This window comes from Streptomyces exfoliatus (genome assembly GCF_000725545.1).
Lineage (GTDB): Bacteria > Actinomycetota > Actinomycetes > Streptomycetales > Streptomycetaceae > Streptomyces > Streptomyces exfoliatus.
Map to the genome: position 1 here is coordinate 213,899 of NZ_JNZP01000015.1, position 20,432 is coordinate 234,330.

Genomic DNA, 20,432 nt, shown 5'->3' on the forward strand with positions numbered 1-20,432 from the left:
CACGGGGTGTGAACGAAGTACTCGTTCTTCCGGTCCGCGTACCCTGCCGCACTCGTCCCCGTACCGGTTGACTGTGCTTCTCGCCGCAAGGCGACCACCGGGCCGCCGGCTCCCCCCTCAACAGTGCGGCCGCCCGGTCCGCGTCGCCCGCCCCGCTGATCTGCCCGACACTCCGTGGCGGGGCGGGCGACGCCGACCCGCCCCCTCCCCTCAGCAGTGGGAGGAGGGGGCGGGCCGGGAACGGCGCAGCCCGGGTTCGGCGGGCTGCGCCGGCACCCGGACCCGGTCGTTGCGTACGACGAGCAGCGCGACGTCGTCGGTGAGCCGGCCGCCCGTATGGCGCAGGAGGGCCGCGTGGAGGCGGCGGACGAGCGCGGCGGGCGCCTCACCCGACATCCCGGCCAGCGCGGTGTCGAGCGCGAAGAACCGGCCCCGATGGTCACGGGCCTCCTCGGCGCCGTCCGTGTGGAGGACCAGCGTCTCCCCCGGCAGCGGTCCGGCCACCGTGTGCGGGACGAGCACGGCGGGCAGCGGCAGGACCCCGAGCGGGGGCAGCGGGTCGCCGACCGGAAGCCGCGCCACCGTCCGCGCGAGGAGGTACGGGCCCGGGTGGCCGCAGTTGAACGCCGCGAGCCGCCCGTCGGACCCGAGCTCCAGGAGCAGCAGGGTCACGAACTCCTCCGCGGCCGGATGCTCGGGGTCCGTCCCGCTCCGCGCCGGGTGCTCGTCCCGCGCCCGCTCCCGCAGATGCCGCTCCAGGGCACGCTCCAGACGCCTCAGCACCCCGCCGAGTTCGGGCTCGTCGTGGGCGGCCTCGCGGAAGCTGCCGAGCACCGCCACCACCGCGCCGAGCGCGGCGAGACCGTGGCCCCGGACGTCCCCGATGACGATCCGCACCCCGTACGGGGTGGCCACCGCCTCGTACAGATCGCCCCCGACGGACGCGCCCCGGGAGGCCGACAACTGCCCGGCGGCAAGGGACAGGCCGTCGAGCCGGGCGGGCGGCGGACGCAGCAGCACCTGCTGGGCTGCGACGGCGACGGCCCGCACCCGGGCCAGCTCGCGCACGAGTCCGCGCCGGAGACCGAGGACCATGCCGATGCCCACGGTGAGGAAGACGACACTGGTGGCGATCCGCATCGGCAGTCCCGGCTGCCGGGCCAGCGGACAGCCGAACTTCCATGCCACGGCCACCGCACCCCACACGGTGGGAAGAGCGAGCGGGGCCAGCCGGCGGAGCCGGGAGCCATCGGAGACCAACGACCTCATACGGATCATGCCTGGCCCTTCCCGAGCCCCGACAGCGCCCGAAGGCCCTGCGGCACACAGGTCCGCCCCTGCGGCCGGGTCGATTCTGCCGAGCCCACGGCCCACCGGGGAACACCGCCCGACGATCTCACCCGAAGGAGTGAGCACCCCCGCCGCGCCGCCCTTCGCCAGGGCTCCGCCACGCGCACGGACGGACGCACCCCGTATGCGCGTGCGTCTCTTCGGGGCGGGGAAACGGCGGAGGGCCGCCCCGGGGAATCCCCGGGACGGCCCTCCTCAGTCGTGCTCGCCGTGTGTCAGGCGCCGCGCAGGACGGCGCCCGTCCGGTCGGCGGCCAGGGCCACGGCCGCATCGCGGGCGGCGCTGGCCTCGTCGACCGTGAGGGTGCGGTCCGTGGCGCGGAACTTCAGCGCGTACGCCAGGGACTTGGTGCCCTCGTCCAGCTGGTCGCCGGTGTAGACGTCGAACAGGCGGATGGACTCCAGGAGTTCACCCGCGCCCTCGGCGAGGGCGGCCTCGACCTCGGCGGCCGGGACCTCCGTGGCGACGACCAGGGCGACGTCCTGGGTGGCGACCGGGAAGGAGGAGATCCGGGGAGCCTTGAGCGGGCCCTCGTTCGCCTTCTCGAGCAGGTCCAGGTCGATCTCCATGGCGCAGCTGCGGGCCGGGAGACCGAACGCCTTCACCACGCGCGGGTGGAGTTCGCCGGCGTGGCCGACGAGGACCTTCTCGCCGTCCACCTCGACGTGGAACGCGGCGCATCGGCCCGGGTGCCAGGGGGCGTGCTGGTCGGCGCTGATGATCAGCTCGACCCCGGCCTCCGCGGCCACGGTCCGGCCGGCCTCGACCGCGTCGGCCCAGTCGGCCGGGCGGCCCTTGCCCCACCAGCCGGCCTGCTCGCGCGCACCGGCGAGGACGACGGCCGCGCGGCGCGGCTGCGCGGGCAGCGCGGCGTTGACCTGGGCGATCTCCGCGTCCGTGGGACGGCGGTCGACGGGCAGCCGGACGGCGACGCCGGGCTGCCCCTCCGGCCGGAAGACCAGACCGGTCTCGAAGAGCGCCAGGTCGTGGCTGCCGCGGCTGTCGTTGCGGCGGAGCGCACCGAGCAGGCCGGGGAGCAGCGTCGTACGGAGCGCGGGCTCCTCGTCCGAGAGCGGGTTGACCAGCTTCACGAGCACGCGGCGGGCGTCGTCCGCGTCGAGGCCGAGGTTGTCGAGGGCCTGCTCCCCGATGAACGGGTAGTTCAGGGCCTCGACGTAGCCGGCGCCGGCGAGCGCGCGGCCCACCCGGCGGTGGACGCGCTGGCGCTCGGTGAGCCCGCGGCCGGCCGGGGGCTTCGGCAGCGTGGAGGGCAGGTTCTCGTAGCCCTCCAGCCGGATGACCTCTTCGGCGAGGTCGTTCGGGGCGCCCAGGTCGGGGCGCCACGACGGCACGGTGACGACCAGTTCGTCCTGGCCGTAGACGTCGCAGCCGACCTCCTGGAGGCGGCGGACGACGGTCTCACGGCCGTAGTCGACGCCCGCGACCTTGTCCGGGTGGTTCGCCGGCATGGTGATCGTGCGCGGCGCGGACGGGGCGACGATCTCGGTGACGCCGGCCTCGGCCGTACCGCCCGCGAGCAGCACGAGCAGGTCGACCGTGCGCTGTGCGGCAGCGGCGGCGGCCTGCGGGTCGACACCGCGCTCGAAGCGCTTGGACGCCTCGGAGGACAGCTTGTGGCGGCGGGCCGTGCGGGCGATCGAGATCGCGTCGAAGTGCGCCGCCTCGATGACGACCTCGGAGGTGCCGCTGACGAAGCCGGTCTCGGGGTCCGTCGCCGGGTCGGCGATCTCCGTGTTGGCGCCGCCCATGACGCCCGCGATGCCGATCGGGCCGCGGTTGTCGGTGATGACCAGGTCCGCGGCGTCCAGGACGCGCACGGTGCCGTCGAGAGTGGTGATCTTCTCTCCGGCCTCGGCGCGGCGGACCCCGATGGGGCCGTCGAGCCGCGTGCGGTCGTAGGCGTGCAGCGGCTGGCCGAGCTCCAGCATCACGTAGTTGGTGACGTCGACGGCCAGCGAGATCGGGCGCATGCCGGCCTTCTGGAGGCGGCGCCGCAGCCAGATCGGGGAGCGGGCCTCGGGCGCCAGACCGACGACGGTGCGCGCGGTGAAGCGGTCGCAGCCGATCGGGTCGGTGACCTGGACCGGGTAGCCGTACGAGTTCGGCGCGGGCACGTCGAGGAGCGCCGGGTCGCGCAGCGGCAGGCCGTACGCGATGGCGGTCTCGCGGGCGACACCGCGGATCGAGAGGCAGTAGCCGCGGTCCGGGGTGACGGCGATGTCGAGGACCTCGTCGAACAGCTCCAGGAGGACCGTGGCGTCGGTGCCGACCTCGTGCTCCGGCGGCAGCACGATGATGCCGTGCGTGCCGTCGTCGCCCATGCCGAGCTCGTCGCCCGAGCAGATCATGCCCCGGGAGACGCGGCCGTACGTCTTGCGCTCGGCGATCCGGAAGTCACCGGGGAGGACGGCGCCGGGCAGGGCCACGACGACCTTGTCGCCCGCGGCGAAGTTCCGGGCGCCGCAGATGATCTCCTGCGGCTCACCGGTGCCGTTGGCCTGGCCGACGTCGACGGTGCAGAAGCGGATGGGCTTCTTGAACTCCGTCAGCTCCTCGATGGTGAGGACCTTGCCGACCACCAGCGGGCCGGTCAGGCCGGCGCCGAGCTGCTCGACGGTCTCGACCTCGAGGCCTGCCGAAATGAGCTTGGCCTGGACGTCGCGGCCGGTCTCCGTCGCCGGCAGGTCGACGTACTCCCGCAGCCAAGAAAGCGGGACCCGCATCAGATCTCCATCCCGAACGGCCGGGTGAACCGGACGTCACCCTCGACCATGTCTCGCATGTCGTCGACGTTGTGGCGGAACATCAGCATCCGCTCGATGCCGAACCCGAAGGCGAATCCGCTGTACTTCTCGGGGTCCACACCGCAGGCGACGAGCACCTTCGGGTTGACCATGCCGCAGCCGCCGAGCTCGATCCAGCCCTCGCTGCCGCAGGTGCGGCAGGGGCGGTCCGGGTTGCCGATGGACTCGCCGCGGCAGACGTAGCAGAGCATGTCCATCTCGGCGGACGGCTCGGTGAAGGGGAAGAAGTTCGGGCGGAGCCGGGTCTTCATGTCCGGGCCGAAGAGCGCCTGGACCATGTGGTCCAGGGTGCCCTTGAGGTCGGCCATGGTCAGGCCCTCGTCGACGGCGAGCAGCTCGATCTGGTGGAAGACCGGGGTGTGCGTGGCGTCGAGCTCGTCGGTGCGGTAGACGCGACCGGGGCACACCACGTAGACCGGGGGCTCCCGGTCGATGAGGGTGCGGGCCTGGACCGGCGAGGTGTGCGTACGGAGCACCACGCCGGACTCGTCGCCCGTCGTCCCCTCAGGGCCCTCGACGAAGAAGGTGTCCTGCATCTGGCGCGCCGGGTGGTCCGGGACGAAGTTCAGGGCGTCGAAGTTGAACCACTCCGCCTCGACCTCGGGGCCCTCGGCGACCTCGTACCCCATGGAGACGAACACGTCGGCGACGCGCTCCATGAGGGTGGTCAGCGGGTGGCGGGCACCGGCCGGGACGCGGTCGTACGGCAGGGTGACGTCGACGGCCTCCTCGACGAGGACGCGGGCGTCGCGCTCGGCCTCCAGCTCGGTCTGGCGGGCGGCGAGCGCCTTCGAGACGGCGCCGCGAGCCTGGCCCACGACCTTTCCGGCGGCGGCCTTGGCCTGCGGAGGCAGGGCGCCGATCTCGCGGTTGGCGAGCGCCAGCGGCGAGGTGCCACCGGTGTGCGCGGTCTTCGCCTGCGCGAGCGCGTCGAGGTCGCCCGCGGCGGCGAAGGCGGCGAGCGCCTCGTCCCGCATGCGCTCGATCTCTTCCGGTTTCAGTGCCTCGACCTCAACCGGGTCGTACGACTTATTGGGTGCGGACATCTCTTCCCGTGCTTCCGTTGGCTGGCTGGGCGGCCCCGCTCGACGTCAAGGGCGCAAACGTGCCAAAGGACGAGTCTAACGGGGTGGGGGGACGCGAATGAGCCCGTGGGCAGGCCGGACGGCTCCTGATCTCTCGTGGTCTCGTCAGGTGAGACGTCAGAGGAGATGGGCCGGGGTGCCGACGGGCAGGATAAATCGGAACTCGGCCCCGCCCCGGGGGCCCCTTCCGACGGTGATGGTTCCGCCGTGGGCCTCGACGACGCCCTTGACGATGTAGAGCCCGAGCCCGGTGCCGCCGCGTTTGCTGCCTCGCCAGAAGCGGGTGAAGACGCGGCTCATCGACTCCTCGGGGATGCCGGGTCCCTCGTCGCTCACGGTGACCTCCGTCCCCTGTTCTCCGTCGTCGCCCGCCCTGGCGGGTGCCACCTCGATGGTGACGGTTCCTTCGCCGTGGCGCACCGCGTTTTCGAGGAGGTTGCCGAGGATCTGGTCGATCTTGTCGGGATCGGCCCAGAGATCGGGCAGGTCGGGCCTGATCCGTACGAAGAAACGGTCCGGGGACTGGCCGCCCGTGGTGTGCACCTGGATGTGGCGGCCGATGGCGGCGGCGATGTCGACGGGCTGGCGGCGGACTTCGAGGCGGCCGGAGTCGATCCGCGAGATGTCGAGGAGTTCGGCGATGAGCCGCTTGATGCGGCCCGCGTCGGCGTCGACGGTCTCCAGCATCAGCCGCTTCTGCTCGTCGTTGAACCGCTCCCACTTGCCGAGGAGGGTGGCGGTGAAGCCCTTGACGGAGGTGAGCGGGGAGCGCAGTTCGTGGGCGACGGTGGCGATGAGTTCGGCGTGGCTGCGCTCGGTGCGGCGGCGCGCCTCGGTGCCGCGCAGCGAGACCACGACCCGGCGGACCGGTCCGGTGGGGTGCTCGCGGACGTACGTGGCGGAGACGAGGACCTCGCGTCCGCCGGGCAGCAGCAGGTTGCGCTCGGGCTGGCCGCGGCGGATGGCGAGGCCGCCGTACGGGTCGGTCAGGGTCCACCAGCGGCGGCCCTTGAGGTCTTCGAGGGGCAGCGCCTGGTCGAGGGGGAGGCCGAGGGCGCGGTCGCCGGGGACGGCGGTGATACGGCTGGCGGCGGCGTTGAAGCAGATGACGCGGCCGGTCTCGTCGGCGACGACGAGACCGTCGGGCAGGTCGTCGGGGTTCAGTCCCCCGAACCCGGCGTTCTCGCCGGGACCGGCGCTCCCGGCGGGGCCGGGTGCGGCCTCGGGGTGCCGGTCCGGGGACTCCTGGGACTCCGGCGCGCACGGCGGAGCGGTGCTCCGTGCCTGTGCGGGACTGTCCGTGCCGACCGTCATCCCCGTACCCCACCCCTCCGTGTAGCGCAGTGGGCCCCCGAGTGCGTCACTCTACTGGGCGGGGCGGACGGAGGGGGCCTTCAGGCGGAGGTTCGGGGGCGCTGGGCGCGGGCGGAGGCGTACAGGCAGACCGCGGCGGCGGTGGCGAGGTTGAGGCTCTCGGCCTTGCCGTGGATCGGGACGCGGACGACGGCGTCGGCGAGGGCCCGGGTCTCCTCGGGAAGCCCCCAGGCCTCGTTGCCGAAGATCCAGGCGGTGGGCCCGCCCATGGTGCCGGCGTCCAGCTCGGCGTCGAGGTCGTCCTGGCCGGCCCCGTCGGCGGCGAGGATCCTTACCCCCGCGCTCTTCAGTCCGGCGACCGCCTGCTCGACGGGGACGCCGACGGCGACCGGCAGGTGGAAGAGGGAGCCGACGGAGGCGCGTACGGACTTGGGGTTGTAGAGGTCGACGGAGGCGTCGGTGAGGACGACGGCGTCGGCGCCGGCCGCGTCGGCGCAGCGCAGTACGGTGCCGGCGTTCCCGGGGTCGCGTACGTGGGCGAGGACGGCGACCAGCTTGGGCCGGGACGCGACGATCTGCTCGAACGGCGAGTCGAGGAACCGGCAGACGCCGACGAGCCCCTGCGGGGTCACGGTCTGGGAGACCTCGGCGAGGACGGCGTCGGACGCGTGATGGACGCGGGCACCGGAGGCGAGGGCGGCCTCGACGATCGGGGCGTAGCGCTCGGCGGCCTCGACGGTGGTGAAGAGCTCGACGAGGGTCGGCTCTCCGGTGGAGCCGCGGTGCTCGACGGCCTCGCGGACGGCCTGCGGGCCCTCGGCGATGAAGAGGCGGTCCTTGCCCCGGAAGTTCCGCTTGGCGAGCCGCCGGGCGGCGACGACGCGCGGGGAACGCGGGGAGATCAGCTCGGGGGTGACCATGAGGTGCGGCGGTTCTCTCTATCGAGGGGGACGGCGGCATCGGGGGCCGACGCACCCGGACCCGCAGGCGCACGCGCCTGCGGGTCCGGGCAGAGGTACTGCGGCCTGCGAGATCAGGCGGCGGCCTTCGGGGCGTTGACGTCGGCCGGCAGAGCCTTCTGCGCGACCTCGACCAGCGCGGCGAACGCGTTGGCGTCGTTGACGGCCAGCTCGGCGAGGATCTTGCGGTCCACCTCGATGTTGGCGGCCTTCAGACCCTGGATGAGGCGGTTGTACGTCATGCCGTTCAGGCGGGCAGCGGCGTTGATGCGCTGGATCCACAGCTGACGGAAGTCGCCCTTGCGCTTCTTGCGGTCGTTGTAGTTGTAGACCAGCGAGTGGGTGACCTGCTCCTTGGCCTTGCGGTACAGGCGCGAGCGCTGACCGCGGTAGCCGGAGGCCGCCTCGAGGATCGCCCGGCGCTTCTTGTGGGCGTTGACTGCCCGCTTGACGCGTGCCACTTGTTAACTCCTTGTAGCGGGGTCGTGGTTGGACTCACACGACCCGAAAAACGAATGGGTCCCGGACCTGGCCGGTAGCCCTCGTCGCCGAGGGCGGGTGATCAGATCAGATGCCCAGCATCTTCTTGATCTTGGCCGCGTCGCCCGGGGCCATCTCGGCGTTGCCGGTGAGGCGACGCGTCAGCTTGGACGACTTGTGCTCGAGCAGGTGGCGCTTGCCGGCGCGCTCGCGCATGATCTTGCCGGTGCCGGTGACCTTGAAGCGCTTCTTGGCACCGGAGTGCGTCTTGTTCTTCGGCATCGCGCCGTATCTCCTCGTCAGTGGCGCTCCCCCGGTGTGGGCACCGGACATCCGGGAGCGTCAATTCTTCGTCTGGTGGGTCCGGGCGGGCCCCAGGGCTGCCTGGGTGGCAGCCCGTCGGGTCACGCCTCGGGGTTCTCGGCCGGAGCCTCGACCTCGGCCTCGGCGACCGGAGCCTCGACCTCGGTCTCGTCGGCCGGGGCCTCGGACGTCTCCTCGGAGGTGACGCCCTGGCGCTCGGCCTTGCGTGCGGCCTGGGCCTCACGCGCCTCGGCCATGGCCTCGGTCTTCTTCTTGTGCGGGCCGAGAACCATGATCATGTTCCGGCCGTCCTGCTTCGGGTTGGACTCGATGAAGCCAAGCTCCTCGACGTCCGACGCCAGCCGCTGCAGCAGCCGGAAACCAAGCTCGGGACGGGACTGCTCACGACCACGGAACATGATCGTGATCTTGACCTTGTCACCCTGCTTGAGGAACCGGACGACGTGACCCTTCTTGGTGTCGTAGTCGTGCGGGTCGATCTTCGGCCGGAGCTTCATCTCCTTGATGACCGTGTGCGCCTGGTTCTTGCGCGCCTCACGGGCCTTCATGGCCGACTCGTACTTGAACTTCCCGTAGTCCATGAGCTTGCACACGGGCGGACGGGCGTTCGCCGCGACCTCGACCAGGTCGAGGTCGTACTCCTGTGCGAGCTCCAGGGCCTTGGCAAGCGGAACAATCCCGACCTGCTCGCCGCTGGGTCCGACAAGTCGCACCTCGGGAACGCGAATCCTGTCGTTGATGCGGGGCTCGGCGCTGATGGATCCTCCTAGGTAGCACCACGCGACCGCCTGGCGGACGGACGCGCAACGTCTGTTTCTGAGACCAACCGAGCCGGCACATGAAAAACGCCCCGGACGGGACACAGGCGGGGCTCCAGGGAAATACCGGAACACCGCCGCGGTCAACCGCGGGGCGCACATCGGGTGGCTCCATCGTCCGTACGGAACGATGGGCGCCACCTGACCGGTGACCCGCCACCCGCGAGGGTGGTCAGGTGGGAGTTCGGAGCCTCCACTTGTGGGCCGGGCACACACGTGTCCGGCCGGTCGTTACACAAGGTTAGCAGGACCCGGCGGTCTCCGCTAACCGAGGACCGGCCTATCGTATGAGGCATGAGCGAGACGCCCCAGAACGAGTCCCCGGACTCCCCCGACGCCCCTGACTTCGACGCCATGACCCGCGACATCGCGGAGGTCCCGGCGGTCGAGGTGATCGTGACGGTCGCCGTCAACCTGATGAGCGCCGCCGCGGTGAAGCTCGGGCTCACCGAGGAGGGCGACAAGTACAAGGACCTCGACGAGGCGCGCAAGCTGGTGCACGCGCTCGCGGGTCTGCTCGACGCCGGCGCGACGGAGGTCTCCTCCTTCCACGCCGCTCCCCTGCGGGACGGCCTGAAGTCCCTTCAGCTCGCCTTCCGCGAGGCCTCCCTGATCCCGGACGAGCCGGGCCAGGGCCCGGGCGAGAAGTACACGGGGCCGGTGTACGGCTAGGGGCTTCTCTTACTTTCTCACGTAGAAGGGCTCGCCCGGAGGCGTGGCCGAGGCCGGCAGGAGTGCCAGGTCGAGGCCCCGCACCAGGCGGGCCCTCAGTGTTTCGTCGGCGGCCAGGGCGCGGGCCACGCGCTGGGCGGCCTCCGCAGGGGCGACGTCTCCCGCGAGGACCAGGGCGAGGGTGCCGTCGGCGGCGCCGGGGCCCAGGTGGGCGCGGAGCACCGCGGGCTCGGCGGCGACGGCGGCCCGTACCGCTTCCCGTACGGCCGGGTCGTCGAGCGGGTCGGCGCTGGTCCGGCCCTCGGCGAGGGCGAGCAGCGCCGGGCCGGTCAGCTGGTACGGCACGGGGCCCGCGAGGTCCAGGACGACCGTGTCCGCCTTCTCGTGCGCGGCCGCCTGGAGCGCCTGGTGGAGCGGGACCGCCACGGGCCGGGCCTCGGGGTCCCAGAGGGCGAGCGAGGCGATCGAGGTGAAGGCGGGCAGGGCGCGCCGGTTTCCGGCCGTGAGGGTGGGGACCGCCATGTCGCTGGTCTTCTCGCGGCGCAGGCCGTTCTCGTCGGTCTCGACCTCGCCGAGGACGGCGACCACGGGGACGAGGAGCCGGGCCTCGCGCAGCGCGTCGAGGACCGGGCCGTGGGCGGTTCTGTCCTCCGCCCAGGCCGCGAGGGCCGCGGCGAGCCGCGGGTCGGCGGTGCCGTCGTCGTCGGAGAAACCGGGGTCCGGGATGTTCTTGAGCGCCACGCACCGAGCCTAACCGGCGCGCGGGGACGCCCGGCCCGCCACCCCCTACGAGGTCCGGTGGGCGCGCCGTAGGACGACGGCTGTGAGGAGCAGCAGGGCGCCGAGCCCGCCGGCGAGCGGGGCGAGCAGCCCGATGGGGCGGCTCTCCTCGGGGGCGGGGAGCGGTCCGGGGCCGAAGTACCGGCCCTTGTAGCCGGAGCTGGTGTTCTTCGGGTCGCCGCCCTTGAGCTTGCCGCCCGCCTCGATCGCGGCGGCCGGGTCGACCGTCCCGTACCCCTTGGCGTCGCTGCGGCCGCCCTTGGGGCGGCTGCGGGCGGTGTCGATGAGCAGCCGCTTGACCTGGGCGGGGGTGAGGTCGGGGTGCGCGGCGCGGACGAGGGCGACGGCCCCCGAGGCGAACGCGGCGGCGGCGCTGGTGCCCCAGCCCTCGTAGTAGCGGCGGTCGGGGTCGGCGATGGCGATGTCGACACCGGGGGCGCTGACGGTGGCGTACCAGCGGCGGGTGGAGAAGGAGGCGTGGGTGCCGTAGCGGTCGACTGCGGTGACGGCGATGACCCCGGGGTAGGCGGCGGGGTACGAGATGTGGTCGCCCTTCTCGCCGCCGTTGCCCGCGGAGGCGACGACGGAGACGCCCTTCGCGAGGGCGTACTGGACGGCGGCGTCCTCGCCCGCGTCGGGGTGGGCGGACTTGGAGTCGTCGCCCAGGGAGAGGTTGATGACGTCGGCGCCGTGGTCGGCGGCCCAGCGGATGCCTTCCGCGAGGGCGGCGCCGCGGGACTTGCGGGCCTTGTCGCGGGCCTTGTCGGTGCCTTCGAGAATGACGCGCACGGGGAGGATCTTCGCTTCGGGGGCGATGCCGAGGACGCCGTCCCGGCCGTCGTACCCGTGGCCGTGTCCGGCGATGATCCCGGCCATGGCGGTGCCGTGCCGGGCCCAGGCGCGGTCGCCCTTGGCCGCGCCGAAGCCGATGAGGTCGCGTCCCGTGAGGACCGAGCCCTCGAGGTCCGGGTGCTCGGCGTCGACTCCGGTGTCGAGGACGGCGACCGTGACGCCCTCGCCCTTGGTGGTGCGCCAGGCCTCGGTGGTGTGGAGCGCTTCGAGGCCCCACTGGCGGGCGCGGATGGTGTCGGCGTGGGCGGGTGTCGTGGTGGCGGGCAGGACGGAGAAGGCGGTGGCGAGGAGGACGGCCGCGGGGGTACGGAGGCGGGTCACCGGGCGCTCTTCTCCTTCGCCGCCGCGGCGGCGGTCGTGCGCAGCAGCCGTTCGATCCGCACCGTGATGCCCTTGGCCTCGTGGCCGAGGCCGGACTGCGCGGCGGCGTCGGTACGGCCCCGGGCCATGGTCCGGTCGGCGGGCTGCGGTTCCGCGACGGCCCGGCCGTCCGCGAAGCCGGAGACGGCGGTGACGACGACGGGCAGGTCGGTGGGGGCGTTCAGCCACCAGCTGGCGCGCTGGTCGGCGCCGAACCGGGCGGCGACGGTGCCGGGGCCGGCGAGGGCGGGGGGTACGTCCTGGCCGAGGCGGGTGGTGAGGCCGCCCTGGCCGAGAGCGCGCTGGGCGGTGACGTCGGCGCGGGTGAAGACGAGGCCGACGGTGATGACGCTGCTGGCGGTGGCGTCGGTGTAGGTGGCGCGCAGGACGCGTTCGCAGCCGAGTGGCCGGAGGGTGGCGAGCAGGCCCTTGGCGAGGACGGCGGGCGAGCAGGCGGCGTCCGGGGCGACGACGATCCGGGTCCAGGTGCGTGCGGCCGCGCCTGGGCCCGCTGCGGGGCCCGCGAGGGTGCGGGGGAAGAGGGTGTCGACGGGGGCGTTGTGCCAGAGCTCCATCGCCTCGGTGTAACCGGCGGGTTCGGGGCGCTCCCCGGGCTCGGCGGCGGCCAGCCACACTCCGGCGAGGGCGCCGCCGATGAGCCCGACGCCGAGGACGGCGCAGACGGCGGCGGCGAGGTTCCGCCCGGTGCGCCGCTCGCGTACGGGCCGAAGGCGCGTGGTCGTCTCGACGGGCGCCTCGGGCGGGAGGGCGCCGGGAGTGGCGGCGCCGTAGGCGTAGGTGTGGCCGTAGGGCGGGACGGGGGGCCGGACGTGCGGAGGGGCGGAGGGCGCGGCGGCGACCGGTGCCTGTCGGGCGGGCGCCGGGCCGGCGGGGCGGCTGTGGGGCCGGGAGGGACCGGCGGGAGCCGAGGCCGGCAGAGGGGGCGTGCCGTGCCCCGGGTGCGGCGGAGTGGCAGCGGCGGGACGGGCGGGCGCCGGAGCGGCGGGAGCCGGGGCAGCCGGCGGACGCGACGGCGCCGCGGGCGCCGAGGTGTCCGGCCGTGATGCCGGACGCGGCGCGCCCGGAGAGTTCGCGTCCCGTGACGCCGGGCGCTGCGCACCCGAAGGGTTCGCGTCCCCGGACGCCGGACGACGCGCGCCCGTAGGGGTCCCGTCCCCCGTCGCCGACGTCTGGCGTGGCGCACCCGTGGGCGCCGTGGGCGCCGAACCGGTGGGGGTGCGCGGCGCGCCCGGTGCCGTCTCCGTCGGGCGGATCACGCGGAGGCGGGCGGTGGTCTCCACCGCCGGCGGCTCGGGGGTGGCGGCGGTCGGGAGGAGGGCGTCCGTGATGCGCGACGCCGTGCCGGGGCGCTGCTCGCCGGTCATCCCCGTTCCCCCCGCTCGTGTCGACAATGGCCGTCACTCTACGGGCTGTTCCCCCTGGCACGGGAACCCAGGGGCTACCCACCCGTAAACCCGTCTGGCAAGCTCGGGCCATGACTCCCCGCGCCGCCGACCGGGCCCGTTACGACCGGGCCACCGCTCATCTCGACGCGCCCGTGGCGATCGTCGATCTCGAGGCCTTCGACGCCAACGCGGCGGACCTGGTGCGCCGGGCGGGCGGCAAGCCCGTCCGGGTGGCGAGCAAGTCCGTGCGGTGCCGGGCGCTCCTGGAGCGGGTGCTCGCGCGGGAGGGTTTCGCGGGAATCATGTCGTTCACGCTCGACGAGTCGCTGTGGCTGGCCCGTGCCGGGTTCGACGACGTCCTGCTCGCGTATCCCTCGGCGGACCGCAACGGGTTCGGGGAGCTGGCGCGGGACCCGAAGCTCGCCGCCGCGGTGACGGTGATGGTCGACGACGTGGCGCAGCTGGATCTGATCGACGCGTCCCGCGCGGGCGGGACGGAGGAGGTCCGGGTCTGCCTGGAGCTGGACACGTCGCTGCGGCTGATCGGGGGCCGGATACGGGTCGGAGCGCTGCGTTCGCCGCTGCGCGAGCCCGCCCAGCTGGCCGAGCTGGCCCGCTCGGTGGTGCGCCGCCCCGGTTTCCGGCTGGTCGGGATCATGGCGTACGAGGGGCATGTCGCGGGGGTCGGGGACGCGGTCGCGGGCCGGCCGCTGCGCTCGCGGGCGATCCGGCTGATGCAGGCGGCGGCCCGCAGGGAGCTGGCGGAGCGCAGGGCGGCCGTGGTGCGTGCCGTACGGGCGGTGGCGCCGGACCTGGAGTTCGTGAACGGCGGCGGCACCGGCAGCGTGCAGCACACGGCCGCCGAGGACGCGGTGACGGAGATCGCCGCGGGCTCGGGGCTCTTCGTGCCGCGCCTCTTCGACAACTACACCTCGTTCAGCGGGCGGCCCGCCGCCCTGTTCGCGCAGCCGGTCGTCCGTCGTCCGGGTGTCGGGGTGGTGACCGTGCTCGGGGGCGGTTATCCGGCGTCCGGGGCGCCGGGCCGGGACCGACTGCCCGTGCCGTACCTGCCGGAGGGCCTGCGGTACGACCCGCAGGAGGGCCCCGGCGAGGTGCAGACCCCGCTGCTCGGCTCGCCGGCCGACGATCTGCGGATCGGCGACAAGGTGTGGTTCCGGCACGCGAAGGCCGGCGAGCTGTGCGAGCGGTTCGAGAGCCTTCTGCTGGTCGAGGGCGACCGGATCACGGCGACCGTGCCGACGTACCGGGGCGAGGGCAGGACCTTCCTCTAGCAGGAGCCGGCAGGAGCTAGGGCCTTTCGTTTGGATCATGCCGGGCTCGCGGGGTCCGGCACCGCGCCTCGCCGCGTTGTCGTCGGTTGCCATGGCGCCCTCCTCCGCCTTGCGAGGCACGGCACCTGACCCCGCTCCCTGATCCGGCCTGATCCAAACGAAAGACCCTAGTGGACGGAGTCCGTCTGGTCCGGGATCACGCTGCCGTCGGAGCGCCGGACCGGTTCCGCCGTGCCGTCGGCCGCCGTGTAGCCGGTGGTGGCGCACGGGTAGGGGGTCGTCTTCGGCTTCTTCGGCTCGATGAACATGGGGTTGACGATCCAGCGGCCGTCGCCGTTCTCGTACGCCCGGCACATGAGTTCGTTCTTGTTGCGGTTGAGGACGAGGCGCAGGCCGGTGGCGTCCCGCAGGAAGGAGACGTCGGTGTCGGAGTCCCCGGCGGCGAGGACGTGGCGCCGGGAGGCGGGCTGTACGCGTTCGGCGGCGGGGCCGTGGACGCCGAGGATCTCCTGGTTGATCCAGCAGCGCTTGCCGTCGATGTAGGTGATCATCCGGTCCTCGCCGTCGCGGACGGTGCCGCAGCCCTTGAGGTGGGCGGTGAGCCGGCCGTGCTCGATGGTGTTGCGGATGCCGATCGCGCGGGAGGGGTGGACGCCGACGCCCTTCGCCCAGACGTCGACGACGGGTTCGGGTGAGGCGGAGACGATCCAGACGTCGAAGCCGGCGTCCTGGAGGGTGCGGATCAGGTCGCGCTGCTGGGGGTAGTGGCGGACCCAGCCGGTGACCTCGGACGTGCCGACGCGCTGGACGGCGCCCTGCGGGGCGGCCAGGTTCTCGGCGCGGGCGGCCGCGGCGAAGGACTCGACCTGGCGGGCGGTCCAGCCGCGCAGGAGCTGGGCGAGCCAGGCGTACTGGGGTTCCATGCGGCGGTGGTCGAACCCGGTGAAGGCCGCCGCGCCGCCGGTGGTGGCGCCCGTGCCGTAGACGGAGAGGATCTCGTCGGCGCAGCGGGTGTCGGTGGCCGTGGGGAGCGTGCGTACGCCGGAGGGGCAGGCGTGGCCGAGGGCGGCGGCGGCCCCGGGGGTGAGGTGACGGCTGGTGGTGGACCAGTCTCCGTTCCGGGGCGGGCGTATGCGGTCGTTGCGGAGGAGCCAGTAGAAGGTGGCGTCGCCGACGTCGTTCTTGATGACGGTGTTGTCCCAGTCGAAGACCGCGACGGGCTTCTTCCCCTTGTCGCGGCAGTGGTCGGCGATCAGCGCGTCGAGCCGGGCCTTGTTGTCGCCGTACCAGCCTTCGGAGACCTTCAGGGTCGGGCAGGCGCGGCTCTCCGCCTGGGCCGGCCCCGTGGCGACGAGGCCCGTCGCGGCGAGCGCGAGGGCGGCGGTGGCCGCGGACGTGCGGAGTCGGTGGTGGGTGGTCACGTCACTCTCCTGGTCTGTACGCGGAACAGCCGGGCGCCTTGCGACGCCCGGCTGCCGGGGGTGGGGGGGGGAAGGAGCGGGAGGGGCTAGAGCGGCGTCACGTACGCGCCCGCGATGCCGCCGTCGACGACGAAGTCGCTGGCGTTGACGAAGGAGGAGTCGTCGCTCGCGAGGAACGCGACGGCGGCGGCGATCTCCTCGGCCTCGGCGAAGCGGCCGACGGGGATGTGGACGAGGCGGCGCGCGGCCCGCTCGGGGTCCTTGGCGAACAGCTCCTGGAGGAGCGGGGTGTTGACGGGCCCGGGGCAGAGGGCGTTGACGCGGATGCCCTCGCGGGCGAACTGGACGCCGAGCTCGCGGGACATGGCGAGGACGCCGCCCTTGGACGCGGTGTACGAGATCTGGCTGGTGGCCGCGCCCATGAGGGCGACGAAGGAGGCCGTGTTGATGATGGAGCCCCTGCCCTGGCGGCGCATGTAGGGCAGGGCGGCCTTGCAGCAGAGGTAGACGGAGGTCAGGTTGACGTCCTGGACGCGCTTCCAGGCCTCGAGTCCGGTCTCCAGGATGGAGTCGTCGTCGGGGGGCGAGATGCCGGCGTTGTTGAAGGCGATGTCGACGGAGCCGTAGGTGTCGAAGGCCGTCCTGAACAGCGCCTCGACCTGCTCGGGGTCGGTGACGTCGACCTGGACGAAGGTGCCGCCGACCTCTTCGGCGGCGGCCTTGCCCGCGGTCTCGTCGATGTCGCCGCAGACGACGTTGGCGCCCTCGGAGGCGAGGCGTCGGGCGGTGGCGAGGCCGATGCCGCTGCCGGCTCCGGTGATGACGGCGGTACGGCCGACCAGGCGGCGGCAGATGATCTCGTTGCTCACAGTGCGGGACCCTCCGTGCTGATGAAGACGTTCTTAGTCTCGGTGAAGGCGGTCAGGGCGTCGGGGCCGAGTTCGCGGCCGAGGCCGGATTGCTGGTAGCCGCCGAAGGGCGTCCAGTAGCGGACGCTGGAGTGGGAGTTGACCGAGAGGTTGCCGGCCCGGACGGCGCGGGAGGCGCGCAGGGCGCGGCCGACGTCCCGGGTCCAGATCGAGCCGGACAGGCCGTACTCGGTGGCGTTGGCGAGGCGGATCGCGTCGGCCTCGTCCTCGAAGGGGAGGACGACGGCGACGGGTCCGAAGATCTCCTCGACGGCGCAGGGGGCGTCCTCGGGCACGTCGGTGAGGACGGTCGGCGGGAACCAGAAGCCGGGGCCTTCGGGGGCCTTGCCCCGGATGCCGGTGAGGTCGTCGGTGACGTAGGAGCGGACGCGGTCGAGCTGGGCGCGGGAGATGAGCGGGCCCATCTGGGTGCGCTCGTCGGAGGGATCGCCGACGACGATCTCCTCGATCGCGGGGGTGAGGAGTGCCATGAACCGGTCGTACGCGCTCCGCTGGACGAGGATGCGGGTACGCGCGCAGCAGTCCTGCCCGCTGTTGTCGAGGAAGGCCATCGGGGCGGCGGCGGCCGCCGCTTCCAGGTCGGCGTCGGCGAAGACGATGTTGGGGCTCTTGCCGCCGAGTTCGAGGGTGACCCGCTTCACCTGGCCGGCGCACTTCGCCATGATCGACTTGCCGACCCTGGTGGAGCCGGTGAAGACGATCTTGGCGATGCCGGGGTGTTCGACGAGGGCGTTGCCGGCGACCGGTCCCGTGCCGGGGAGGACCTGGAAGAGGCCTTCGGGCAGACCGGCTTCGAGGGCGAGCTCGGCGAGGCGGAGCGCGGTGAGCGGGGTGGTCTCGGCCGGCTTGAGGATGACGGCGTTGCCCGCGGCGAGGGCGGGTGCGGTGGCCCAGGCGGCGATCGGCATGGGGAAGTTCCAGGGCGCGATGACGCCGACGACCCCGAGCGGTTCGAGGATCGTGATGTCGAGTCCGCCGGCGACGGGGATCTGGCGCCCGTTGAGGCGCTCGACTCCCCCGGCGGCGAAGTCGAGCAGGTCGCGGACGTTGCCCGCCTCCCAGCGGGCGTTGCCGATGGTGTGCCCGGCCTCGGTGACCTCCAGGCGGGCGAGCTCCTCGACGTGCCCGTCGACGACGGAGGCGAAGCGGCGGAGCAGCCGGGCCCGGTCGGCGGGCGCCGCGGCCGCCCAGCCGCGCTGGGCGGCCGCGGCCCGAGCGACGGCGGCGTCGACGTCGGCGGGGGTGGCGGCGGGGACGGTGGCGACCGGATCCTCGGTCGCCGGGTTCAGTACCTGCAGCACCGCGTTCCTCTCTCTTGTCACAGGCGTTCGAAGGAACGACGCAGTTCCCAGTCGGTCACCGCGGCGTCGAAGGCGTCGAGTTCGACGCGGGCCATGTTGCGGTAGTGGGCGACGACCTCGGGGCCGAACGCGGCCTTGGCGATCTCGCTGGTCTCCCAGAGGTCGGCGGCCTCGCGCAGGGTGGTGGGCACGTGCGCGTACTCGGCGGTGTAGGCGTTGCCGGTGCAGGGCGGGGGGAGTTCGAGGCGCTGCTCGATGCCGTGGAGTCCCGCGGCGACCAGACCGGCGACGGCCAGGTACGGGTTGACGTCGCCGCCGGGGAGGCGGTTCTCGAAGCGGGTGGAGCGGCCGTGGCCGACGACCCGGAGCGAACAGGTGCGGTTGTCGTGGCCCCAGGCGACGGCGGTGGGGGCGAAGGAGCCGGGCTGGAACCGCTTGTAGGAGTTGATGTTGGGGGCGTAGAGGAGGGAGAAGTCGCGGAGGGCGGCGAGCTGTCCCGCGAGGAAGTGCCGCATGGTCGCGGACATGCCGTGCTCGTCGTCGCCCGCCATCACGTTCGTCCCCTCCTGATCCTGGAGGGAGAGGTGGATGTGGCAGGAGTTGCCCTCGCGCTCGTTGTACTTCGCCATGAAGGTGAGCGAGTAGCCCTCCTGTGCGGCGATCTCCTTGGCGCCCGTCTTGTAGACGGCGTGTCGGTCGCAGGTGACGAGGGCCTCGTCGTACTTGAAGGCGATCTCGTGCTGGCCGGGGTTGCACTCGCCCTTGGCGGACTCGACGGTGAGTCCGGCGCCGGTCATCTCGTTGCGGATGCGGCGCAGGAGGGGTTCGATGCGTCCGGTGCCGAGGACGGAGTAGTCGATGTTGTACTGGTTGACGGGCGTGAGGTCGCGGTAGTTCGCGTCCCAGGCCTGCTCGTAGCTGTCCCTGAAGACGATGAACTCGAGTTCGGTGCCGACGTGGGCGGTGAGGCCGTGCTCCGCGAGGCGCTCCAGCTGGCGGCGGAGGATCTGGCGGGGCGCGGCGACGACGGGGGTGCCGTCGCCCCAGGCGAGGTCCGCGGTCACCATGGCGGTGGCCTCGTTCCAGGGGAGGCGGCGGAGGGTGGTGAGGTCGGGGTGCATGGCGAAGTCGCCGTAGCCGCGGTCCCAGGAGGACATCTCGTATCCGTCGACGGTGTTCATCTCGGTGTCGACGGCCAGAAGATAGTTGCAGCCCTCGGTGCCGTGGCCGAGTACCTCGTCCAGGAAGAACGGGGCGGCGAACCGCTTGCCCTGGAGCCGTCCCTGCATGTCGGGGAAGGCCAGGACTACGGTGTCGATCTCGCCGCTCGCGACGAGGGCTCGGAGCTCCTCGACGGCGAGCGGGGGTTTGCGGTCTGCCACGGGATTGCTCCTCCTTCGGCCTGCCGGAAGTCATAAGGTATTGCGGAAGACCATTACTTGGGAAGTCCCGGAGAAGGGGAAACGCGAACGTGGCCAGTACGAGTGAATCGGCGGACCGGCTGACGCCCGTGCTGCGGCCGGTGCGGGCGGGCAACGGCTTCGAGGAGGCCCTGGAGCAGATCCTCCAGGTGGTGCGGCTCGGTCTCGTGCCCGGCGGGGAGCGGCTGCCCGCCGAGCGGGAGCTGGCCGACCGGATGGGGATCAGCCGGGTGACCCTGCGCGAGGTCCTGAAGGTCCTCCAGGAGCAGGGGCTCGTGGAGAGCCGGCGCGGCCGGTACGGCGGAACGTTCGTCCTGCCCCGGACCCAGACCGCCGACGAGGACGAGCTGCGCCGCCGGATCGCCTCGGTCGACATGGAGGACACCCTGCGCTTCCGGGAGGTGCTGGAGGTGGGGGCCGCCGGTCTCTGCGCGGCCCACGGGCTCGACACGGCGGGCGTGGAGCGGCTGCGGAGCGCCGTGGCGGCGACCCACGACGCCCCGCTGGCCGATTACCGCCGCCAGGACACCCTGCTGCACCTCACGCTCGCCGAGCTGTCCGGCTCGCCGACGCTGACGGCCCAGTACGCGGCGGTCCGGGCCACGGTGAACGACCTCCTGGACTGCATCCCCCTGCTCGTACGCAACCTGGAGCACTCCCAGCACCAGCACACCGCCCTGGTGGAGGCGGTGCTCGACGGGGACGCGGACGCGGCCCGCGAGGTGATGCGGGAGCACTGCGCGGGCACGGCGGCGCTGCTGCGGGGATTCCTGACGTGAGCGCGCCCGGGGTCCCCACGTAACCCGAAAGTAACGCAGGGGGGTTGCGCTCCCCCGTCGGCCA

At 73.0% G+C, this 20,432-nt stretch carries 18 protein-coding genes; 3 read left to right on the top strand and 15 right to left on the bottom strand.

Features of this window, described 5'->3' with window-relative positions:
* Positions 1-210: 210 nt before the first annotated feature.
* The 8 genes from IO20_RS0118765 to infC all read right to left on the bottom strand — a co-directional run bounded on the left by IO20_RS0118765 (position 211) and on the right by infC (position 9,095).
* Positions 211-1,278 (bottom strand): PP2C family protein-serine/threonine phosphatase, encoded by a 1,068-nt coding sequence (locus IO20_RS0118765; protein ID WP_030551736.1) that lies wholly within the window; start codon positions 1,276-1,278, stop codon positions 211-213.
* 287 nt (positions 1,279-1,565) lie between these two features.
* Positions 1,566-4,094, bottom strand: coding sequence for a phenylalanine--tRNA ligase subunit beta (gene pheT / locus IO20_RS0118770; protein WP_030551734.1), 2,529 nt, complete (start codon positions 4,092-4,094; stop codon positions 1,566-1,568).
* The gene (pheS, locus tag IO20_RS0118775; protein WP_030551732.1) at positions 4,094-5,221 is read right to left on the bottom strand and encodes a phenylalanine--tRNA ligase subunit alpha; all 1,128 of its coding nucleotides are present in this window, start codon (positions 5,219-5,221) and stop codon (positions 4,094-4,096) included. The genes pheT and pheS overlap by 1 nt, the downstream gene beginning before the upstream one ends.
* A gap of 156 nt (positions 5,222-5,377) precedes the next feature.
* Positions 5,378-6,574 carry a sensor histidine kinase gene (locus tag IO20_RS0118780; RefSeq protein WP_030551730.1) on the bottom strand — a complete coding sequence of 399 codons (1,197 nt, stop codon included), beginning with the start codon at positions 6,572-6,574 and terminating at the stop codon, positions 5,378-5,380.
* Between the two features lie 80 nt (positions 6,575-6,654).
* Entirely contained in the window at positions 6,655-7,494 is an 840-nt protein-coding gene (locus tag IO20_RS0118785; RefSeq protein ID WP_030551728.1) for a TrmH family RNA methyltransferase, read from the bottom strand.
* A 113-nt stretch (positions 7,495-7,607) separates the two neighbouring features.
* Complete coding sequence (gene rplT, locus IO20_RS0118790) at positions 7,608-7,994, bottom strand: 50S ribosomal protein L20 (protein ID WP_015032398.1); 387 nt, start codon at positions 7,992-7,994, stop codon at positions 7,608-7,610.
* A gap of 106 nt (positions 7,995-8,100) precedes the next feature.
* Positions 8,101-8,295, bottom strand: a complete 195-nt coding sequence (gene rpmI / locus IO20_RS0118795) for a 50S ribosomal protein L35 (RefSeq protein ID WP_024760685.1) — start codon at positions 8,293-8,295, stop codon at positions 8,101-8,103.
* Between the two features lie 122 nt (positions 8,296-8,417).
* Positions 8,418-9,095, bottom strand: a complete 678-nt coding sequence (gene infC / locus IO20_RS0118800; RefSeq protein WP_078623348.1) for a translation initiation factor IF-3 — start codon at positions 9,093-9,095, stop codon at positions 8,418-8,420.
* A gap of 354 nt (positions 9,096-9,449) precedes the next feature.
* Here infC and IO20_RS0118805 point away from each other — a divergent pair, with 354 nt between their 5' ends.
* On the top strand, positions 9,450-9,827 hold the full coding sequence (locus IO20_RS0118805; protein WP_030204702.1) for a DUF1844 domain-containing protein: 378 nt from the start codon (positions 9,450-9,452) through the stop codon (positions 9,825-9,827).
* A gap of 9 nt (positions 9,828-9,836) precedes the next feature.
* Here the strand turns inward: IO20_RS0118805 and IO20_RS0118810 are convergent, their stop codons facing one another.
* From IO20_RS0118810 to IO20_RS0118820, 3 genes are read right to left on the bottom strand one after another with little or no spacing between them, the layout of a single operon-like run.
* Positions 9,837-10,568 (bottom strand): SseB family protein, encoded by a 732-nt coding sequence (locus IO20_RS0118810; RefSeq protein WP_030551724.1) that lies wholly within the window; start codon positions 10,566-10,568, stop codon positions 9,837-9,839.
* A gap of 45 nt (positions 10,569-10,613) precedes the next feature.
* Positions 10,614-11,780, bottom strand: a complete 1,167-nt coding sequence (mycP, locus tag IO20_RS0118815; protein ID WP_030551722.1) for a type VII secretion-associated serine protease mycosin — start codon at positions 11,778-11,780, stop codon at positions 10,614-10,616.
* Positions 11,777-13,204, bottom strand: coding sequence for a hypothetical protein (locus IO20_RS0118820; RefSeq protein WP_342668774.1), 1,428 nt, complete (start codon positions 13,202-13,204; stop codon positions 11,777-11,779). Before IO20_RS0118820 ends, mycP begins: the two co-directional genes overlap by 4 nt.
* Before the next feature lie 110 nt (positions 13,205-13,314).
* On the opposite strand from IO20_RS0118820, the gene IO20_RS0118825 reads away from it, so the two are divergent.
* On the top strand, positions 13,315-14,517 hold the full coding sequence (locus IO20_RS0118825; RefSeq protein WP_030551719.1) for an amino acid deaminase/aldolase: 1,203 nt from the start codon (positions 13,315-13,317) through the stop codon (positions 14,515-14,517).
* Positions 14,518-14,684: 167 nt separating this feature from the next.
* On the opposite strand, the gene IO20_RS0118830 is transcribed toward IO20_RS0118825, so the two are convergent.
* The 4 genes from IO20_RS0118830 to IO20_RS0118845 form a co-directional block, all read right to left on the bottom strand.
* Positions 14,685-15,938, bottom strand: a complete 1,254-nt coding sequence (locus tag IO20_RS0118830) for a haloacid dehalogenase-like hydrolase (protein ID WP_030551717.1) — start codon at positions 15,936-15,938, stop codon at positions 14,685-14,687.
* Between the two features lie 86 nt (positions 15,939-16,024).
* Entirely contained in the window at positions 16,025-16,807 is a 783-nt protein-coding gene (locus IO20_RS0118835; protein WP_030224212.1) for a 3-oxoacyl-ACP reductase, read from the bottom strand.
* Positions 16,804-18,168, bottom strand: coding sequence for an aldehyde dehydrogenase family protein (locus IO20_RS0118840; protein ID WP_030551715.1), 1,365 nt, complete (start codon positions 18,166-18,168; stop codon positions 16,804-16,806). The genes IO20_RS0118835 and IO20_RS0118840 overlap by 4 nt, the downstream gene beginning before the upstream one ends.
* 17 nt (positions 18,169-18,185) lie before the next feature.
* A complete protein-coding gene (locus IO20_RS0118845; RefSeq protein WP_030551713.1) occupies positions 18,186-19,550 on the bottom strand; it encodes a glutamine synthetase family protein in 1,365 nt (454 codons plus the stop codon).
* An 89-nt stretch (positions 19,551-19,639) separates the two neighbouring features.
* Between IO20_RS0118845 and IO20_RS0118850 the strand changes: the two genes are divergently transcribed.
* Entirely contained in the window at positions 19,640-20,368 is a 729-nt protein-coding gene (locus IO20_RS0118850; RefSeq protein WP_030551711.1) for a FadR/GntR family transcriptional regulator, read from the top strand.
* Positions 20,369-20,432: the final 64 nt, after the last annotated feature.

Coding starts and splice junctions, on each gene's coding strand:
- pheS (WP_030551732.1), bottom strand. CDS start 5,221: ATGTCCGCACCCAATAAGTCGTACGACCCGGTTGAGGTCGAGGCACTG.
- rpmI (WP_024760685.1), bottom strand. CDS start 8,295: ATGCCGAAGAACAAGACGCACTCCGGTGCCAAGAAGCGCTTCAAGGTC.
- IO20_RS0118780 (WP_030551730.1), bottom strand. CDS start 6,574: ATGACGGTCGGCACGGACAGTCCCGCACAGGCACGGAGCACCGCTCCG.
- IO20_RS0118765 (WP_030551736.1), bottom strand. CDS start 1,278: ATGATCCGTATGAGGTCGTTGGTCTCCGATGGCTCCCGGCTCCGCCGG.
- pheT (WP_030551734.1), bottom strand. CDS start 4,094: ATGCGGGTCCCGCTTTCTTGGCTGCGGGAGTACGTCGACCTGCCGGCG.
- IO20_RS0118785 (WP_030551728.1), bottom strand. CDS start 7,494: ATGGTCACCCCCGAGCTGATCTCCCCGCGTTCCCCGCGCGTCGTCGCC.
- IO20_RS0118820 (WP_342668774.1), bottom strand. CDS start 13,204: ATGACCGGCGAGCAGCGCCCCGGCACGGCGTCGCGCATCACGGACGCC.
- IO20_RS0118825 (WP_030551719.1), top strand. CDS start 13,315: ATGACTCCCCGCGCCGCCGACCGGGCCCGTTACGACCGGGCCACCGCT.
- IO20_RS0118805 (WP_030204702.1), top strand. CDS start 9,450: ATGAGCGAGACGCCCCAGAACGAGTCCCCGGACTCCCCCGACGCCCCT.